Raw genomic sequence first — 16,271 nt, 5'->3', positions numbered from 1 at the left:
GGCGGGGAGGGGGTATTAATGGCAACTTCCCTTTTAAAGCAAACTTCAACTTATTGATTTATATTTAAAAAATCGACAACGCACGCCTTCCGCCTACAAGTATCGCCCTTCAAGATGCGCCCGGAAGAACGCCGGATTCAGCGTTTCGCCTGTCGCGTTTTTCATCAGCTGATCTGTCGTGAACCGGCTGCCGTGCTGCCAGATATTCTGTTGCAGCCACTGGAACAGGGCGGTCAGGTCACCGCGGACAATGTCATCCTGCAACGTCGGAATGGCTTTGTTAGCCGTCTGGAACAACTGCGCGGCGTACATCGCGCCGAGGGTATATGTCGGGAAATAACCGAAGCCACCGTCGGTCCAGTGGATATCCTGCATGCAGCCGTCGCGGTAGTTGCCGACAGTGTCGATGCCAAGATATTCCTGCATCTTTCTGTTCCACAGGGCCGGAATATCATCAACTTCTATTTCACCTTCCATCAGCGCTTTTTCGATTTCATAGCGCAGAATGACGTGTGCCGGATAGCTCAGTTCATCGGCGTCAACACGGATAAGGCCCGGCTGGACGTGCTGGTTCAGCTTCATGAAGTTGCTTTCATCCAGCCCTTCACGGTGACCGAATTGCTCGATAACCAGCGGATACACAGATTTCAGGAACGGCTCGCTGCAACCCAGTTGCATTTCAAACAGCAGGCTTTGTGATTCGTGAACACCCATCGAACGGGCGTTGGAAACCGGCTGGCCCAGCCATTCTTTTGGCAGGTTTTGCTCGTAACGTGCATGACCGGTTTCGTGGATAACCCCCATCATGGCGCTGAGGAATTCATTTTCATTGTAACGTGTGGTGATACGTACATCCTGCGGAACCCCGCCACAGAACGGGTGCGCGCTGACATCCAGACGACCGGCATCGAAATTAAAACCCAGTTTACCCATCACTTTCAGACCAAGCTGCCGCTGTTTTTCGATGTCAAACGGCCCCTGTGGCGCAATACGGGTTTCGGATTTTTGCTTTTCAACCACGGTTTGTAACAGGTCCGGCAGCCAGGTTTTCAGATCGCCAAACAGCACATCCAGCTTCTGTGAGGTCATGCCCGGTTCGTATAAATCGAGCAGGGCGTCGTAACGGCTGATGCCCGCAGCCTCGGCGCGCAACTGTGCTTCCTGACGGCTCAGCTTAACCACTTCTTTCAGGTTATCCGAGAAGCCTTCCCAGTCGTTCGATTTACGCTGGATACGCCACGCCTGCTCGCAACGTGCGCCGGCCAGTGATTTTGCCTGTACCAGGCTTTCCGGCAGCAAAGCCGCCTGCTGATAGTGACGGCGCATTTCGCGCAGATTGGCCTGCTCAACGTCATTAAGTTGTTCGCCGCTGGCCTGTTCCAGCCATTCACCGACCTGTTTCGCCGTGAGGATCTGATGCGTCAGCACGCTCAGTTCAGCCAGCGCTTCCGAGCGGGCTTGTCCGCCTTCCGGTGGCATCATGGCCGCGGCATCCCAGCCTGCAATAGCCGACAAATGGCCGAAGCGGGACAAACGGGCGAAGGTGTCGTGTAATTTTTTATAGGCGATGGTCATTGTGGCTCCCTTCCTGATTTTCGTGATTAGGCTGTTCTGCAGCCAGATTGAATGTGGGTTTTACCGGCCAGCTGAAACGCAGACTGGCACCGCCGAGCGGGCTGCCGTCAACGGCGATACGCCCCTGATAAGCGACGGCGATGGAATGGACGATTGCCAGCCCCAGCCCGCAGCCGCCGGTGGCGCGATCACGGCTCGGGTCCAGGCGAACAAAGGGCTCAAAGATGCGGGTACGTTCTTCCGGCGGGATGCCCGGCCCGTCGTCTTCAACCTGCAGGCAGGCGAGTTCACTGTCTAACCACAGGCTGACGCGCAATGTCTGTTGTGAATAGCGCAGACCGTTATTGACCAGATTGTCCAGCACACGCTCCATCAGACGTAAATCCACGCCGCCGAAATCGGCATTTTGCGGCGCGTCATAGAGAATGGTGCGCTCGGTGATCAGCCGGAAATCATCGACTTTGTCTTCCAGCCATTCGGCCAGATTGACTTTTTCCAGGTTAAGCGCCACCTGCGGACGGTCCAGACGTGCATAAGTCAGCAATTCGTCGATCAGCGCTTCAAGCTGCCCGATATCGCGGTTGATGGCATTTTGTTCCGACTCCGGCAGGTTTTCACTGATCGCCAGCCGGTAACGCAGGCGGACCAGCGGCGTACGCAGCTCATGGGCGATACCGTCGATCAGGAGTTTTTTACTGGCGACCAGCGTACTGATGTTGTCTGCCATCTGGTTAAAGGCCACGCCCAGCCGGTTAAGGCTGGAGGTGGAATCAAAATCAATACGTTCGTCGAGATGGCCGTTACCGAGGCGCAGCGCGGAGTTTTCCAGCCGCAGCAAATCCTGCCAGTGCGGGCGCATCCACAGGAATACCGGCAGGGCCAGCGATAAACCGATGAAGATCAGCAACCCCAGATCCAGCAGCCGCATTTCATGCATATAAAACAGGTACGGAATAGGGCCGACCACCAGCACATAATGGCTGCGCGGCACACGCTGAATGAAAGTGTATTCGTCATCAAGCGCAATAATTTCGCCGTCTTTAAGACGTTGATCCAGCACAGGGCTGAGTTTGCGTTTTCCGAGCGGCTCGATATGCAGTTTGAAAGACAGATTCAGATCCAGCGTATTGATGGTTTTGTTCCAGTCTTTAATCGGAATTTCCCGCAGTTCACTGCGCATCAGGTAGAGCGAACTTTTCATCAAATCGTTCATGGACTGACGGCCGGTACGTTCAGCGGTGACTTTGTAAACCAGTCCGACCAGCATCGCCATCACCAGGAAACAGACCAACAGTAACAGAAAGAACTGGATGAAAAGCTTTTTCATTCCTGTAACGTCTCCCAGGCGTTGGGAGCAAACAGATAGCCTTTATTGCGCACGGTTTTGATGCGAAATGGCTCAAGGGTGTTGTCATACAGTTTGCGACGCAGGCGGGAGATCGCGACATCAATGCTGCGATCCAGCCCGTCATAGCTGACCCCGCGAAGGTTTTTCAGCAGCGCTTCGCGATCCATAATGCGCCCGGCGTGTGTTGCCAGTTCCCACAACAAATCAAAGTCGGAGGTAGAAAGAACGATCGTTTCATCCACCAGTGTCACTTCGCGGTTAACCGGGTCGATGCACAACTGACCGAAATGCAGGGCATTGCCGCTTTTGAGCGTCTGAACCGGTTGTTCATTTTGGCTATTCTGCGCCGGACTCTGACGTAAATGCAGCCGCAAACGGGCCAGAAGTACCGCTGGTGGCGTTGTTTTCAGGATGTAATCACTGGCGCCCATTTCAAGCGACAAAATGTGGTTCATGTCGCTGTCGAGTGATGTGAGCAACACAATCGGGCCGGGGAAGATCGGGCGTAAATCGCGGCATAATGTCATGCCATCTTTACCCGGCAGCATGATGTCGAGCAGAACCAGATCGGGTTTTTCTTTTTCAATACGCGCCTGCGCGGTATCGCCACGCGGTTCAACCAGCACGTCGATATCGTGTTTACCCAGATAGGCGGCGATCAGGTTGCCGACTTCTGCATCATCTTCTACAAAAACGATTTTATTCATTGGCTTGCTGCTTTAAGAAATCCGGTGATTAGCATAGCGTGACCCGCAGGGCGACGCTATCGTGCTAGCGTAATAGAACATGTCAGTTTCCGTTACGGAAAGCACCGGAAGCGACTGGCAAAGTGTTAGTGAATTATGCCATTATATAGCTGAATATCTTCGGCGTTATACATTGATTAAATAATTGATTGACCCTGACCAGGAAGAGGAAGAGGGGATGAATGAAAACCGCCTGGTACCCGATGCGCGCAGTCAACAAGCATCCTTTGACTACATGGAATACTTGTCCGCATCCTGCAAAAAGAAATGGAGTTTTGTCGACGCTATTTATGGCGTGATGCCGTTCTTTGGCATGGTTCTGAAATCCCGTTCGAAAAAAGAAAAATCCAGGCAGGAAGCGTTGCGCGCACTGGCCTTACAGGTAGTTTCCACCCAGGTCAGCGACGAGACCAATATTGTCCGGCTGATTGAACTGGCTGAGCAGCAGAATATGTACAGCATTGATATTAATCTGCCGTACTCGCTGACTGAAGAACAGCTCACTGCAATAAAAGTAGAATGCAAACATCTGGTGCAATTAAACCAGAATAATGATCATCTGTTAGTGCAGATTATGCAGATGCCGCCCCGGCACTGATTTCTCCATGATGCATTCAAAATAAAGGCCGCTCTCGCGGCCTTTAACATTTCAGCAGATCCCTGCTTATTTCTTCAGTTCTGCGCGTAACTCTTTCACGTCTGAGGCAGAAACCGGCGCGGCGGCATTTCCCCAGCTGTTACGGATATACGTCAGCACGTTAGCGACATCAGCATCGCTCATGTTGGCATCAAACGATGGCATCGACGGCGCGGTCGGTTGGCTGTCGGTAGCCACCGGACGGCTGCCCGTCAGCACCACGCGGATAAGCGATGTGGCGTTGGTCTGGTTGATGAGCGGTGAATCGGCCAGACGCGGGAACAGACCTTCCTGACCTTTTCCGGCTGGCGTATGGCATGCGGAACACCGGTCAGCATAGATATTTTTCCCGGCCACCATCGCCTTATCATCGGCTTTCACCGGTGCAGGGGCTTTGCTGCCGCTGTCATGACCGCTGTCTTTCAGGTACACCGCCACGGCTTTGAGATCAGCATCCGTCCAGTGCTGAGACGAATTAGTGACTTCTTCCGCCATCGGACCGGAAGCGATATCGAAACGGTTAGACCCGGTTTTCAGATATTGCATCAGATCTTCCTGCGTCCAGTTGCCGACACCGGTGTGCTTGTTGCTGGTGATGTCCGGCGCGACCCAGCCTTCTACCACTGCGCCTTGCAGGAACTCGCTGTCCTTGTCGCCGCCAATCATATTTTTCGGTGTATGACAGGTGCCGCAGTGTCCCAGACCTTCAACGATATACGCGCCACGGTTCCATTCCGCTGATTTATCCATCTGCGGTTTGAATTCGCCTTGGGTGAAGTTCAGCCAGTTCCAGCCCATCAGGCTGGTACGCACGTTGAACGGGAACGGCAACTGATTAGTCTCGACTTCGTGATGCACCGGTTGCAGGGTTTGCAGATATGCCCAGATGGCGGCGTTATCTTCGCGGGTTACTTTGGTGTAGGCCGTGAACGGCATCGCACCGTAAAGACGTTTGCCGCCGTGGCCGATGCCTTCGGACATCGCGCGCTGGAAATCATCGAACGTCCATTTGCCGATACCGGTTTGCACATCTGGCGTAATGTTTGCGCCGACCAGACGGCCAAACGGTGTTTCAATCGGTACGCCACCGGCGAAAGGTTTGGCATCCGGCGTGGAGGCGGTATGACAGGCGGCGCAGTCGCCCACCGTTGCCAGATACCGGCCACGTTCCACCTGTTCGAAAGAGCCGTCGCCTGCCGCGTGGGCCAGCCCGCTGATGCTCAAAGCCAGTAAACCGAGTGAGAATGAGGTTAACTTTTTCATGCGATCATCTCTCCCGGTTTTTTCAGATAGTAGTTACGGATTGCATGGGCGGCTTTGAACGCCAGCGCGCCGACGGTGCCGGTCGGGTTATAGCCCGGGTTTTGCGGGAAGGCAGACGCGCCGACCACAAACAGATTAGGCACATCCCAGACTTGCAGATGTTTGTTTACCGAGCTGGTGGACGGATCCGCGCCCATCACAAATCCGCCGACCACGTGGGAAGACTGATACGGCGTACCGTTCCAGTGGCCTTTCATCGGATTAGCGACCAGCTGACGCGGATTCATCGCCTTGGCGATTTCGGCCACTTTACCGGTGCAATACGCGGCCATTTTCAGATCGTTTTCCGGGAAATCGAAGGTCACGCGCAGCAGCGGGCGACCCAGACGGTCTTTATAGTTTGGATCCAGCGACAGATAGTTGGTTTTGGTGGTGTAGCTGCTGGCCTCACAGCCGATCGACATCGAGCTGAGATAGTTGGCGACCGTGGCTTTTTTCCATTCGCTTCCCCATTTCGGCGTTCCCGGCGGAACAGGGCGGTAGCCGATGGGCGCACCGCCGATGGGTGTGACACGGATACTGCCACCGCCAAAGAAGCCCAGACCGCTGTGATCGAAGTTGTCGTTGTTGAAATCGTCGATGCCCATCCCGACCGCGCCTGCACCGATGAACGGGTTAAAGTTTTTGTCATCGAAGAACAGTTGCACACCGTTGGCGGTCTGATAAGCGTAATTACGGCCCGTGGTGCCGCTTAAGGTGACCGGGTCATAGGGTTTACCGATGCCGGAAAGCAGCATCAGACGGACGTTTTCGAAGGTAAAGGCACTGACGATCACCAGATCAGCCGGTTGTTCCCACTCGTCACCGGACGAGTCGATATAGACCACGCCTGTGGCGCGTTTACCGGTGGAATCGGTCAACACCTGCATCACTTCACAGTTGGTGCGGGCTTCGAAATTCTCCTTGCGGATCAGCGCCGGTAATACGGTGGTGATGGCGCTGGCCTTGGAATAGTTCGCGCAGCCGTAGTTGGTGCAGAAGCCGCAGTAGGTACAGGGCCCCATTTTTACACCGAGCGGGTTGGTGTAAGGCTCGGAAATCAGGGAAGAGGGCACCGGGAACGCTTTGTAGCCCATATTGCGCGCGGCTTCAGCAAACAGTGTCGGGCCGTAAGGCTGATCCATCGGGCGGGTCGGATATTCAATCGAGCGCATCCCTTCATACGGGTTACCGCCTTCATGATGTTCGCCGTTCACGTTACTGGCTTTACCGGACACGCCGGCCAGACGTTCGAAAGAGGCGTAATGCGGTTCCATTTCTTCCCAGTCGGTGCCCCAGTCTTGCAGAACTAACTCTTCCGGGATGGCGTTCGCGCCGTAACGTTCAGTCAGATGGCTTTTCAGGCGGAATTCATCTGGCTGGAAACGGAAGGTGATCCCCGCCCAGTGGTTGCCTGCGCCGCCGGTGCCGTTACCCGGATGGAAAGATCCCCATTCGCGCATCGGCAAAGCCGTTTGCGCCGGATTGTTGCGGATGGTGATGGTGTTCTGACGGGTGCGTAACATCAGTTCCTGACGGGTGTTGTAACGCAATTCATCAGTAACGGTGGCTACGTTGAAATCGCGCGCCGTATCACGCCACGGACCGCGTTCAATCGCCACCACATTCAGACCTTCGTCGCACAATTCATTGGCGATGATCGAGCCAGCCCAGCCGAGTCCGATCACCACCACGTCGGTTTTGGGTAATTTTTTTGCCATAATATTGTTCTGCCCTTAGCTTTTCATTTTCCATGCGTCGCCGCCGGAAATGCTCAGCGGTTCGAGATCGAGTTTCTGGTTATGTTTGCCGACATATTCGCGGTAGTCGTAGCGTGCGCCAGGAAAGCCCAGCATTTTCCACGACACCATATTGCGGTTACCGCCATAAATCGGGTCAGCGAAGAAACCTTCCATCGTGTTCTTAAGTGCAATGGCGAAGAACAATTTGGAATCGATCCCATCAAGGGCAATTTTTCCACTCTCAAGGCCTGACAGGATTTGATCCTGTTGGTCACCGGGCAGATCTTTGAATAATTTCTGATGCTGTGACCGGGTGTATTTATCCAGTGCGGCCAGACCAAGACGGTAACGCTGTTGCGGAACCAGCGGTGACTGGTCACCTTGTTCCGGTGTACCGTCCTGGAAAGGGCCTTGCATATAGAGGCGGGAATAAGTGCCGTAGAATCCGGCCAGCTGACGGTCGATAAACACTGCGCATCCGGCATCTTTACCGCCCACGCTCAGGTCATCGGCGGGCACCAGACGGTCAACAATAGCTTCCATAGCAGCGGCTTCGGCGTCGGTGAAGAACGCCCAGCCATCGGTCTCAATCTGCGGCGGCGGGCTGGCGTCAAAGGGGCTCCACACGGGCGTGCCTTTGAGCGTCACCGCATTTGCGGCTTTGGCGGCACCCAGTACTGCGGAGGCGGCCGTGAAGGAGAGAATTTGTCTGCGGGTCACGCCGGGCAAGGTTTTTTTGCTCATTTATGTTCCCTGTTGGTATACATCACTTTAAGGTCCGGACGCACTCTGCCAGGGCAGTCGGGTGGCGTCGGGATAATCGTTAACCTGCTAAGGATAAATGAAAACAGACTGTAAAGATAAATGGTTGGTTTGTTAAAAATGTTATCAAATGTGTGCAATGATATCTTTGGTGTTATTTTAGGTGATATTTTTTGTGATGTGACAGCAAATCATCCATGTATTCACTATGGAAATGAATTGGCATGATTTCATTTAAGGAAATGATGTATGTGGCCGTTCGTGGCGTGAAGGTTGAATTATGCTGACCGTGCGGTAAGATCAAACCTTACGGGCAAAATGTGTAAGGTATGACTGACGTCACAGATTTTTTTTCTGATTTATTGAAGCGATTTGCAGGTAAGACCTGCGCCTCTTTGCTGATGGCTGGGGGAACCGCCTTCTATGCTGTAAGCGCCAGTGCGCTGACGGCAGAACCCACCGAATACGGCGCACTCAGCTATAACCTCAGCGGTTTTCTGCCTGCCAGCGACGAAAGTTCTGTCTTTAACAATGGCACCCCGACCCAAGCGTCTCAGACGTTACCGAGCCTTGGCAGCCAGTATATCCATAACAATACCGGACCGACGGCCACTGAAAAACAACTTGCTACCACGCTGAAAGAGCTGGGAGCCACCACTACGGACAGCGATGATCCCCTGCGTGTGCAGGCGGAGACGCTGGCGTTGAGTCAGGCCGCGAAACTGGTGCAAAAAGAAACCAGCAGTTTGCTTTCGCCGCTGGGAACAGTGAGCACCTCACTGGATATGACCGGGCGTAATCTTGACGGCAGCTCCGGCCGGCTTTTCAGCCCGCTATATAATTCTCAAACCAATCTGGTTTACAGCCAGATTGGCCTGCAAAGCGAGACGGATGCCACTGTCGGTAATTTCGGCCTGGGCCAGCGCTTCAACACCGGCGCGTGGATGCTGGGATATAACGCTTTTGTGGATAATGATTTCGATCATCAGCTGACGCGCGGCAGTCTGGGCGCGGAAGCCTGGACAGATTACCTGCGTTTCTCCACCAATTATTATCATCCGTTTTCGTCCTATAAAGCCGACAGCAGTACGTCTGCGCAACTGCGCCGTCAGGCGCGTGGCTATGACATCACCACCAAAGGCTATTTACCGTTCTACCGCCAGTTGGGGGCTTCGCTGAGTTATGAGCAGTATTTCGGTCATCAGGTGGATTTGTTCGGCAACGGCACGCGGCAGAGTAATCCCTCGGCGGTGTCGTTTGGCGTGAATTACACACCGGTACCGCTGGTGACGGTGATGGCCGAGCATCAGGCCGGGCAGGATGGCGATAATCAGGATGTGGTTAAGCTGACCCTCAATTACCGGCTGGGTGTGCCGCTGGATCAACAATTGTCTTTCCGGAATGTCGCGGCAGCGCGCTCGCTGCGCGGAAGCCGCATGGACATGGTTGATCGCAATAATATGCCGGTGATGGAATTCAAACAGCGTAAAACCTTGTCGGTGTTTTTAGCCACGCCGCCGTGGTCATTGCAGCCGGGTGAAACTGTGCCGCTGAAACTGCAACTGCGCGCGCTGAATTCAGTGGTGGCGCTGAGCTGGCAGGGCGATACGCAGGCGCTGAGCCTGACGCCACCCGCGAATAACCGTAATCCCGATGGCTGGAGTGTGATTGTGCCGCCGTGGGATGATTCCCCGGACGCCACCAACATTTATCGTCTGTCGGTGACCGTGGAAGACAGTAAATCGCAGAAAGTGACGTCAAACTGGATCACCCTCAATGTATCCCCGCCGCTGACTGCGCAACCGCAATACGGCAACGACGCGGGGCTGAATTTCTGATCGAGCCACTGAGGGTTTAGCTTTTTGCTCCTCCCCCAGCGAAGGGGGAGGCAGGGAGGGGGTTTTAAAGGCTAACACCTTGTTAAAGCACATTACTCTGCAACACCCATACCGCCGCTTCGACGCGGGATTTGAGTTTCATTTTTTTCAGCAGATGTTTGACGTGCACTTTCACCGTGCTTTCGGTGATATTCAACCGGCGGGCGATCATTTTGTTCGGTAAACCTTCAGCGATCAGTTTGATGATGTCGCGTTCGCGCGGCGTCAGGGACTGAATATCGCGGTCACCGCTCGGGCGGCTTTCACGCAGGCTGGCGGCGAGCACCGGCGTCAGCGCTTCGCTCAGCACCATCTTCCCGGCGGCGGCGTTATGCAACGCGGCCAGCAAATCTTCCGGCTCCATATCTTTCAGTAAATAACCATCCGCGCCACGTTTCAGGGCTGTCACCACGTCATCTTCGTGATTCGACACGCTGAATACCACGATACGACCGGAAAGCGAGGTCTGGCGCATGCTGTCGAGGGTATCCAGCCCGTTCATGCCCGGCATATTCAGATCCAGCAGGATCAGATCCGGGTCGAGCTGTTTCGCCAGTTCAACGCCTTGTTCGCCATTGCTGGCTTCGCCAATGACCTTGAGACGCGAGTCCAGCGCGATCAGCTGTTTCACGCCGTTACGCAGCATAGGATGATCGTCAATCAGCAAAATAGTGGAAGGGGTGATGTCGTTCATACTTGCTCCTGGGGATTGACAGGCAGTGCTTCCGGACGGAAACGCACCGTGACTTCTGTGCCGCCATCCGGGCGTCGGGCGACCCGACAGCTGCCGTGTAAGGTACTGGCGCGATCCTGCATGATGATCAGGCCATAATGATTTTGTCGCTCGACGTCCTGTGAAATACCTTCGCCGTTGTCACAAATACGCATGTTGATTTCGCCCTCATGACAGTGCAGTGAAAGCGATACCTGCGTGGCGTTAGCGTGTTTGTAAACATTGTTCAGGGCTTCACGGGCGATGTGCAGCAGGTGAATACCCTGATTGGCCGGCACGGAACGCGGCGGGATCTGGTAATCAAAACCGATGGACAAACCCATGCGGCGCGAGAATTCATCCACGGTATGTTGCAGGGCAGCACGCAGGCCGGGAGTATTGAGCGTCAGTCGGAACGTGGTCAGCAGTTCCCGCAACTGACGATAAGCGGTACTCAGTTCCTCACGCATTTGCTGCAACAGATTTTTATCTTCTTCAGAGAACGTGTCAGCGTGCATTTGCAGGCAGGCCACCTGAATTTTCAGGCACGACAGCGATTGTGCCAGCGAATCGTGCAGTTCGCGGGCGATGGCTGAGCGTTCTTCCATCAGCATTAACTGCTGCTGATGTTCTGCCTGACGCGCCAGCATCAGGGTGCTGGTGAGCTGTTCCAGCAGGGTATGTAGCAGTTGCTGCTGATCGTCATCCAGATACTGGCCCGGCGGCAACTGTGCCAGCAACACACCGTAATTTTCACGATCGTCGCGCAGGCTCCAGCTCAGGGATTCGCCGCCGTCATCCGCATGTTCACCGACCTTAGGGCTGTCAGGCTGACGGGGTGAAGCATGGCTAAATTCATTGAACACTTCCACACTGTTATTTTCGTATTGCCGCAACTGAATGCCGCTCAGCGGAGTCAGTGACTGTAACTCTTTCAGCACCGGCTCCATGCGCACCTCAAGCGGGTCGCTGGTGTGAAGCTGACGGCTCACACGGTACAGATAATCCAGCATCTGATTTTTTTGTTGCAGGTCGGCGGTTTTTTCTGCCACGCGCTGCGCCAGATTATCAACCATCTCCGCCAGCGCCAGCGACATGCTGTTAAGCGAATCGCCGAGAATATCCATTTCATTATGCGCATCGCCATTCGCCACACGTTTGCGCTGATAGCGGTGGCTGAAATCCCCGGCGGTAATGGCGCTGGCCTGTGCGAGCAGGCTTTTCCAGGGCGTTAACAGATGGCGGCGCAGGAACCAGATGGTCAGCGCCATCAGTAATACAGTGACCGCCACCAGCCCGCGCTGAATCAGCGAAATCTGTTGCAGATGGTATTCGGTTTTGTACTCAAGTGCGGCGACCAGCACATCAAGCTGGCCGACAAATACGGCGATATTGGCTGATACATCTTGCGGATGCTTAGCCGCCAGAAGCTGGTCGCGCAGGGTAGTTTGCCAGTACTGACGTAACGCCAGAAACTGCGGTTGCAGGTTTTCGCGCTCTACCGCCTGTAATAAATCGGCGCTGCTTTCGTCAGCTTCCATCTGGCTGATATAACGGGCACTGGTTTCGCTCAGAGGGACCTGCGACAACAGCCGGTAACTCTGCATACGCAGTGAACCTGCTTTATTAATCGCATGGGCGTTGCCTTCGATACTGCCCGCCATCCACGCCGCCATGCTCATTCCGCCAATGCCCAGAAGGCCGAGCAGCAGCATCAGCAATGTGATCTGGCTGATGAGCGACAAAGAAGGCAGTGCGCGTTTAAACATGAATAGTATTTCCTGAACCTATATCGAAAGCTGCGGATACCGTGCCGGGCTGACGCCAGCCTGTACAGAGTGGGCATTTTTTATGATCAGAGGAAGTTTCCCTATACCTCTTTATGGTTACTCCTTTATTTCCATCTGATTTATACCTTCATTAGATGAAAGAATATTTCTTCATCAACTTTATGAATACTAGCAGTTTATTCTTTTTTCACCGGATACTCACAAAGGATTCATGGTCATTTTTCCTGCATTATCCACCTGCGATTGCGTTGATTTGTATCAACATCCTGAAGCGGGGCTCTACCTAGTGTGTGCGACATAACTTAATCATTACAACAACAATGCGTTGCCACCGAGGTACACATGTCACACACATCAGCTTCACCGACGGAAAAACCGTCACGCCTGCTGCAGGACTGGCGTCCGGAAGATCCGGCCTTTTGGGAAAAGACCGGGCATAAAGTGGCCAGCCGTAATTTATGGATTTCCGTGCCGTGTTTGTTGCTGGGGTTCTGCGTCTGGATGCTGTTCAGCCTGGTCTCCGTTAACCTCAATAAAGTCGGTTTTAACTTCACCACGGATCAGCTGTTTATGCTGACCGCTATTCCGTCCGTGTCCGGCGCACTGTTACGCGTGCCTTACTCCTTTATGATCCCACTGTTCGGCGGCCGCCGCTGGACAGCCATCAGTACCGTGTTTCTGGTGCTGCCGTGCCTGTGGCTGGGTTTTGCGGTGCAGGATACCACCACGTCGTATAACGTTTTCCTGATCATTGCGCTGTTGTGCGGTTTCGGTGGAGCAAACTTCGCCTCGAGCATGTCCAATATCAGCTTCTTCTTCCCGAAAGCGAAGCAGGGCGGCGCATTAGGGATCAATGGTGGTCTGGGTAATCTGGGCGTGAGCGTGATGCAACTGGTTGCGCCGCTGGTCATCTCCCTGGGTGTGTTTGCGGCTTTCAGCGATAAACAAACGCTGGCGAACGGTGCGGACATGTGGCTGCAAAATGCGGCGTGGATCTGGGTACCCTTTTTGATCATCGGTACGCTTGCTGCCTGGTTTGGTATGAACGATCTGGCGTCTTCTAAAGCCTCAATCCGCCAGCAGTTGCCGGTGCTGAAACGCGGTCATCTGTGGATCATGAGCATATTGTATCTGGCGACTTTCGGCTCATTTATCGGTTTCTCCGCCGGTTTTGCGATGTTGACTAAAACCCAGTTCCCCGACGTTAACATCCTGCAATTCGCCTTCTTCGGCCCGTTCTTTGGCGCGCTGGCGCGTTCTGCGGGAGGCATGCTGTCAGACCGCCTTGGCGGTATTCGCGTAACCCTGGTGAATTACATCGTCATGGCGATTTTTGCCGGTTTACTGTTCCTGACCTTGCCGGTCGGCGGCGCGGGCGGCAACTTCCCGGCATTCTTCGCGGTATTTATGGTGCTGTTCCTGACGGCCGGTTTGGGCAGTGGCTCCACCTACCAGATGATTGCGGTGATTTTCCGCAAACTCACTACTGACCAGGCTAAAGCGCGTGGCGCCAGCGATGATGAAGCGCTGCGTGAAGCGGTGACGGATACTGCTGCGGCGCTCGGTTTTATCTCTTCAATCGGCGCGATTGGCGGTTTCTTTATTCCTAAAGCGTTCGGGACTTCACTGGCGCTGACCGGTTCACCGGCTGGCGCGATGAAAGTCTTCCTGGTGTTTTACGTGGTCTGTGCGCTGATCACCTGGCTGGTGTACTGGCGCAAACTAAACAAAGGTTTTGCCACCAAACAAGTCAAAAGCTAATCGCGATACTCAGTGACGGAAATATAAAGAAGGGGCTTCGGCCCCTTTTGGCGTGATCAGACCTGCGGCACAGGAGGTTATTTCACGTAAGAATTCAGCACGCTCAGTACGACGTCCAGATCGGCCTCACGTTTCACAACATCTTCTTCATGAACAATATGCTCAGTCAGATGGCCTTTAATCACTTCCCGCATCAGGCCATTCACCGCGCCGCGGATCGCGGCAATTTGTTGCAGAACAGCCGCGCATTCATGGGGCTCATCCAGCATTTTATTTAACGCCGCCACCTGACCCTGAATTTTGCTGGTACGGGCTTTCAGCTTCTGTTTATCGCGAATGGTATGGGACATCTCACTTCCTCCGTGACACCAATGACGGCGCGATCATATCATTTTGTGGATACTGGGGGGGTGTATTTAATACTGGGGGGGAGTAGAATCCCAGCGCCTACCTTATCGGGAATCATTAACATGAATGACTTTTCTACCCTTTTACAGCAGGGAAATGCGTGGATCTTTATACCCAGCGCCATATTGCTGGGGATTTTGCACGGGCTTGAGCCCGGCCATTCGAAAACCATGATGGCCGCCTTTATCATTGCGATTAAAGGCACTGTCCGGCAGGCTATTTTACTGGGGCTGGCGGCCACGGTTTCGCATACTGCGATTGTCTGGATCATCGCGTTTGGCGGCATGTATCTCAGCAACCGGTTCACCGCAGAGGCTGTCGAGCCGTGGTTGCAACTGGTGTCTGCGGTCATCATCCTGGGCACGGCGGCCTGGATGTTCTGGCGTACATTTCGTGGTGAACAACTCTGGAAGAAGGAGCACGCGCACGGGCATCATGCTGATCATGACCATCATCACGGACATTCCCGCACGCATGCGAATGTTCAGCGTCACGTTCAGCCCCGGGGACTTAATAACCTGCGCGGCATGAAGCGTATCAGCCTGTCGCCGCAGGAATATCAGGACGCCCATGAACTGGCGCACGCCAGCGATATTGAGCGGCGCTTTGCCAGCACGGAAGTGACTAACGGGCAGATTTTATTTTTCGGTCTGACCGGCGGGCTGATCCCGTGCCCGGCCGCCATTACCGTGCTGCTGATCTGCATCCAGCTTAAACAACTGGCGCTGGGAGCGACGATGGTAGTGTGTTTCAGCATCGGACTGGCGCTGACGCTGGTAACTGTAGGCGTGGCGGCTGCCGTCAGTGTCCGCCAGGCGGCTAAACGCTGGAGCGGTTTAAACACGCTGGCGCGCCGGGCGCCTTATTTTTCCAGTGTGCTGATCGCGCTGGTGGGGATTTATATGGGTATTCACGGGGTTATGGGCTTAACCTCCTAAAAAATCTTAACGTAATCAGTCATAAGCAATAACAATTCAGACTTTTTAAAACCGGCTCAAGGCGTTATAAATGACGGGATGATAAACGGATAAATGGATCCCGCCATGAAAACTGCCCACCTTGTTGACCCCGAACTGCGCCCGTTACTGGATCTGATGCCAGAACGTGTGCTTACAGCCTCCGTTCTGCCTGCCATGCGCGAGCAACGTCAGACGGCGGCGCTGGAAAGTCTGTTACAGGATGACGGGTTGCCGGTAACGGTTAGTCAGCATCACATTTCAGGTGGCGAAAATGCGCCAGCGGTGCGTGTCGTGGTGATTTCGCCGCAGCATGAACGGAAAGGCCGGATGGGTATTCTGCATATTCACGGTGGCGGTTATGTGCTGGGCAGCCCTGAACAGTCGATGCCGCTGACCCGCCCGACGACGGCACAGCACGACTGCGTCATTGTATCGGTGGATTACCCGTCTCGCGCCGGAAACGCCATTCCCCCGGCCCGCTGGAAGATTGTTATGCCGCGCTGATCTGGATGACCGCACAGGCAGAGGCGTTGGGTATTGACCCTGCACATATCGGTGTGATGGGTGACAGCGCCGGTGCCGGGCTGGCGGCCTCTCTGGCGCTGCTGACCCGCGACCGGGGCGGTCCGACACTGGCGTTTCAAAACCTGAT

At 54.4% G+C, this 16,271-nt stretch carries 15 protein-coding genes; 6 read left to right on the top strand and 9 right to left on the bottom strand.

Going from position 1 to position 16,271, the window contains the following annotated elements; translation table 11 throughout:
- Positions 1–93: 93 nt before the first annotated feature.
- The 3 genes from UC14_RS24080 to rstA are packed head-to-tail and all read right to left on the bottom strand — an operon-like array spanning position 94 to position 3,630.
- Positions 94–1,575, bottom strand: a complete 1,482-nt coding sequence (locus tag UC14_RS24080) for a carboxypeptidase M32 (protein WP_112198572.1) — start codon at positions 1,573–1,575, stop codon at positions 94–96.
- Positions 1,559–2,902, bottom strand: a complete 1,344-nt coding sequence (rstB, locus tag UC14_RS24075; protein ID WP_013575409.1) for a two-component system sensor histidine kinase RstB — start codon at positions 2,900–2,902, stop codon at positions 1,559–1,561. Before rstB ends, UC14_RS24080 begins: the two co-directional genes overlap by 17 nt.
- Positions 2,899–3,630 carry a two-component system response regulator RstA gene (rstA, locus tag UC14_RS24070; RefSeq protein WP_013575410.1) on the bottom strand — a complete coding sequence of 244 codons (732 nt, stop codon included), beginning with the start codon at positions 3,628–3,630 and terminating at the stop codon, positions 2,899–2,901. The genes rstB and rstA overlap by 4 nt, the downstream gene beginning before the upstream one ends.
- Positions 3,631–3,847: 217 nt before the next feature.
- On the opposite strand from rstA, the gene UC14_RS24065 reads away from it, so the two are divergent.
- Positions 3,848–4,267, top strand: a complete 420-nt coding sequence (locus UC14_RS24065) for a hypothetical protein (protein ID WP_013575411.1) — start codon at positions 3,848–3,850, stop codon at positions 4,265–4,267.
- 66 nt (positions 4,268–4,333) lie between these two features.
- On the opposite strand, the gene UC14_RS24060 is transcribed toward UC14_RS24065, so the two are convergent.
- Genes UC14_RS24060 through UC14_RS24050 form a run of 3 tightly spaced genes read right to left on the bottom strand, consistent with a single transcriptional unit; the run spans position 4,334 to position 8,094 of the window.
- On the bottom strand, positions 4,334–5,569 hold the full coding sequence (locus tag UC14_RS24060; protein WP_037033954.1) for a cytochrome c: 1,236 nt from the start codon (positions 5,567–5,569) through the stop codon (positions 4,334–4,336).
- Positions 5,566–7,329, bottom strand: coding sequence for a GMC family oxidoreductase (locus tag UC14_RS24055; protein ID WP_112198571.1), 1,764 nt, complete (start codon positions 7,327–7,329; stop codon positions 5,566–5,568). Before UC14_RS24055 ends, UC14_RS24060 begins: the two co-directional genes overlap by 4 nt.
- A 15-nt stretch (positions 7,330–7,344) precedes the next feature.
- The gene (locus tag UC14_RS24050; protein ID WP_013575414.1) at positions 7,345–8,094 is read right to left on the bottom strand and encodes a gluconate 2-dehydrogenase subunit 3 family protein; all 750 of its coding nucleotides are present in this window, start codon (positions 8,092–8,094) and stop codon (positions 7,345–7,347) included.
- A gap of 347 nt (positions 8,095–8,441) precedes the next feature.
- Here UC14_RS24050 and UC14_RS24045 point away from each other — a divergent pair, with 347 nt between their 5' ends.
- On the top strand, positions 8,442–9,950 hold the full coding sequence (locus UC14_RS24045) for a YchO/YchP family invasin (RefSeq protein WP_112198570.1): 1,509 nt from the start codon (positions 8,442–8,444) through the stop codon (positions 9,948–9,950).
- An 82-nt stretch (positions 9,951–10,032) separates the two neighbouring features.
- On the opposite strand, the gene narL is transcribed toward UC14_RS24045, so the two are convergent.
- Positions 10,033–10,683, bottom strand: coding sequence for a two-component system response regulator NarL (gene narL / locus UC14_RS24040; RefSeq protein ID WP_013575416.1), 651 nt, complete (start codon positions 10,681–10,683; stop codon positions 10,033–10,035).
- Positions 10,680–12,470, bottom strand: coding sequence for a nitrate/nitrite two-component system sensor histidine kinase NarX (gene narX, locus UC14_RS24035; protein WP_112198569.1), 1,791 nt, complete (start codon positions 12,468–12,470; stop codon positions 10,680–10,682). Before narX ends, narL begins: the two co-directional genes overlap by 4 nt.
- Positions 12,471–12,833: 363 nt before the next feature.
- Between narX and UC14_RS24030 the strand changes: the two genes are divergently transcribed.
- Positions 12,834–14,252, top strand: a complete 1,419-nt coding sequence (locus UC14_RS24030; RefSeq protein WP_013575418.1) for a NarK family nitrate/nitrite MFS transporter — start codon at positions 12,834–12,836, stop codon at positions 14,250–14,252.
- A 77-nt stretch (positions 14,253–14,329) separates the two neighbouring features.
- Here UC14_RS24030 and rcnR read toward each other — a convergent pair whose 3' ends face one another.
- Positions 14,330–14,602, bottom strand: a complete 273-nt coding sequence (gene rcnR, locus UC14_RS24025; RefSeq protein WP_013575420.1) for a Ni(II)/Co(II)-binding transcriptional repressor RcnR — start codon at positions 14,600–14,602, stop codon at positions 14,330–14,332.
- Between the two features lie 120 nt (positions 14,603–14,722).
- Between rcnR and UC14_RS24020 the strand changes: the two genes are divergently transcribed.
- The 3 genes from UC14_RS24020 to UC14_RS27195 all read left to right on the top strand — a co-directional run.
- The gene (locus UC14_RS24020; protein ID WP_013575421.1) at positions 14,723–15,598 is read left to right on the top strand and encodes a nickel/cobalt efflux protein RcnA; all 876 of its coding nucleotides are present in this window, start codon (positions 14,723–14,725) and stop codon (positions 15,596–15,598) included.
- Between the two features lie 105 nt (positions 15,599–15,703).
- A complete protein-coding gene (locus tag UC14_RS24015; protein WP_232829730.1) occupies positions 15,704–16,123 on the top strand; it encodes an alpha/beta hydrolase in 420 nt (139 codons plus the stop codon).
- Between the two features lie 5 nt (positions 16,124–16,128).
- Positions 16,129–16,271: alpha/beta hydrolase fold domain-containing protein (locus tag UC14_RS27195; protein WP_232829731.1), on the top strand; the 143-nt coding region annotated here is incomplete at its 3' end.

Source organism: Rahnella sp. NRRL B-41462, from assembly GCF_003263525.1.
GTDB lineage: Bacteria > Pseudomonadota > Gammaproteobacteria > Enterobacterales > Enterobacteriaceae > Rahnella > Rahnella aceris.
Note: the sequence above shows the minus strand (reverse complement) of the source record. Positions and strands in the feature narration are given on the sequence as shown.

Coding starts and splice junctions, on each gene's coding strand:
- UC14_RS24080 (WP_112198572.1), bottom strand. CDS start 1,575: ATGACCATCGCCTATAAAAAATTACACGACACCTTCGCCCGTTTGTCC.
- rstB (WP_013575409.1), bottom strand. CDS start 2,902: ATGAAAAAGCTTTTCATCCAGTTCTTTCTGTTACTGTTGGTCTGTTTC.
- rstA (WP_013575410.1), bottom strand. CDS start 3,630: ATGAATAAAATCGTTTTTGTAGAAGATGATGCAGAAGTCGGCAACCTG.
- UC14_RS24065 (WP_013575411.1), top strand. CDS start 3,848: ATGAATGAAAACCGCCTGGTACCCGATGCGCGCAGTCAACAAGCATCC.
- UC14_RS24060 (WP_037033954.1), bottom strand. CDS start 5,569: ATGAAAAAGTTAACCTCATTCTCACTCGGTTTACTGGCTTTGAGCATC.
- UC14_RS24055 (WP_112198571.1), bottom strand. CDS start 7,329: ATGGCAAAAAAATTACCCAAAACCGACGTGGTGGTGATCGGACTCGGC.
- UC14_RS24050 (WP_013575414.1), bottom strand. CDS start 8,094: ATGAGCAAAAAAACCTTGCCCGGCGTGACCCGCAGACAAATTCTCTCC.
- UC14_RS24045 (WP_112198570.1), top strand. CDS start 8,442: ATGACTGACGTCACAGATTTTTTTTCTGATTTATTGAAGCGATTTGCA.
- narL (WP_013575416.1), bottom strand. CDS start 10,683: ATGAACGACATCACCCCTTCCACTATTTTGCTGATTGACGATCATCCT.
- narX (WP_112198569.1), bottom strand. CDS start 12,470: ATGTTTAAACGCGCACTGCCTTCTTTGTCGCTCATCAGCCAGATCACA.
- UC14_RS24030 (WP_013575418.1), top strand. CDS start 12,834: ATGTCACACACATCAGCTTCACCGACGGAAAAACCGTCACGCCTGCTG.
- rcnR (WP_013575420.1), bottom strand. CDS start 14,602: ATGTCCCATACCATTCGCGATAAACAGAAGCTGAAAGCCCGTACCAGC.
- UC14_RS24020 (WP_013575421.1), top strand. CDS start 14,723: ATGAATGACTTTTCTACCCTTTTACAGCAGGGAAATGCGTGGATCTTT.
- UC14_RS24015 (WP_232829730.1), top strand. CDS start 15,704: ATGAAAACTGCCCACCTTGTTGACCCCGAACTGCGCCCGTTACTGGAT.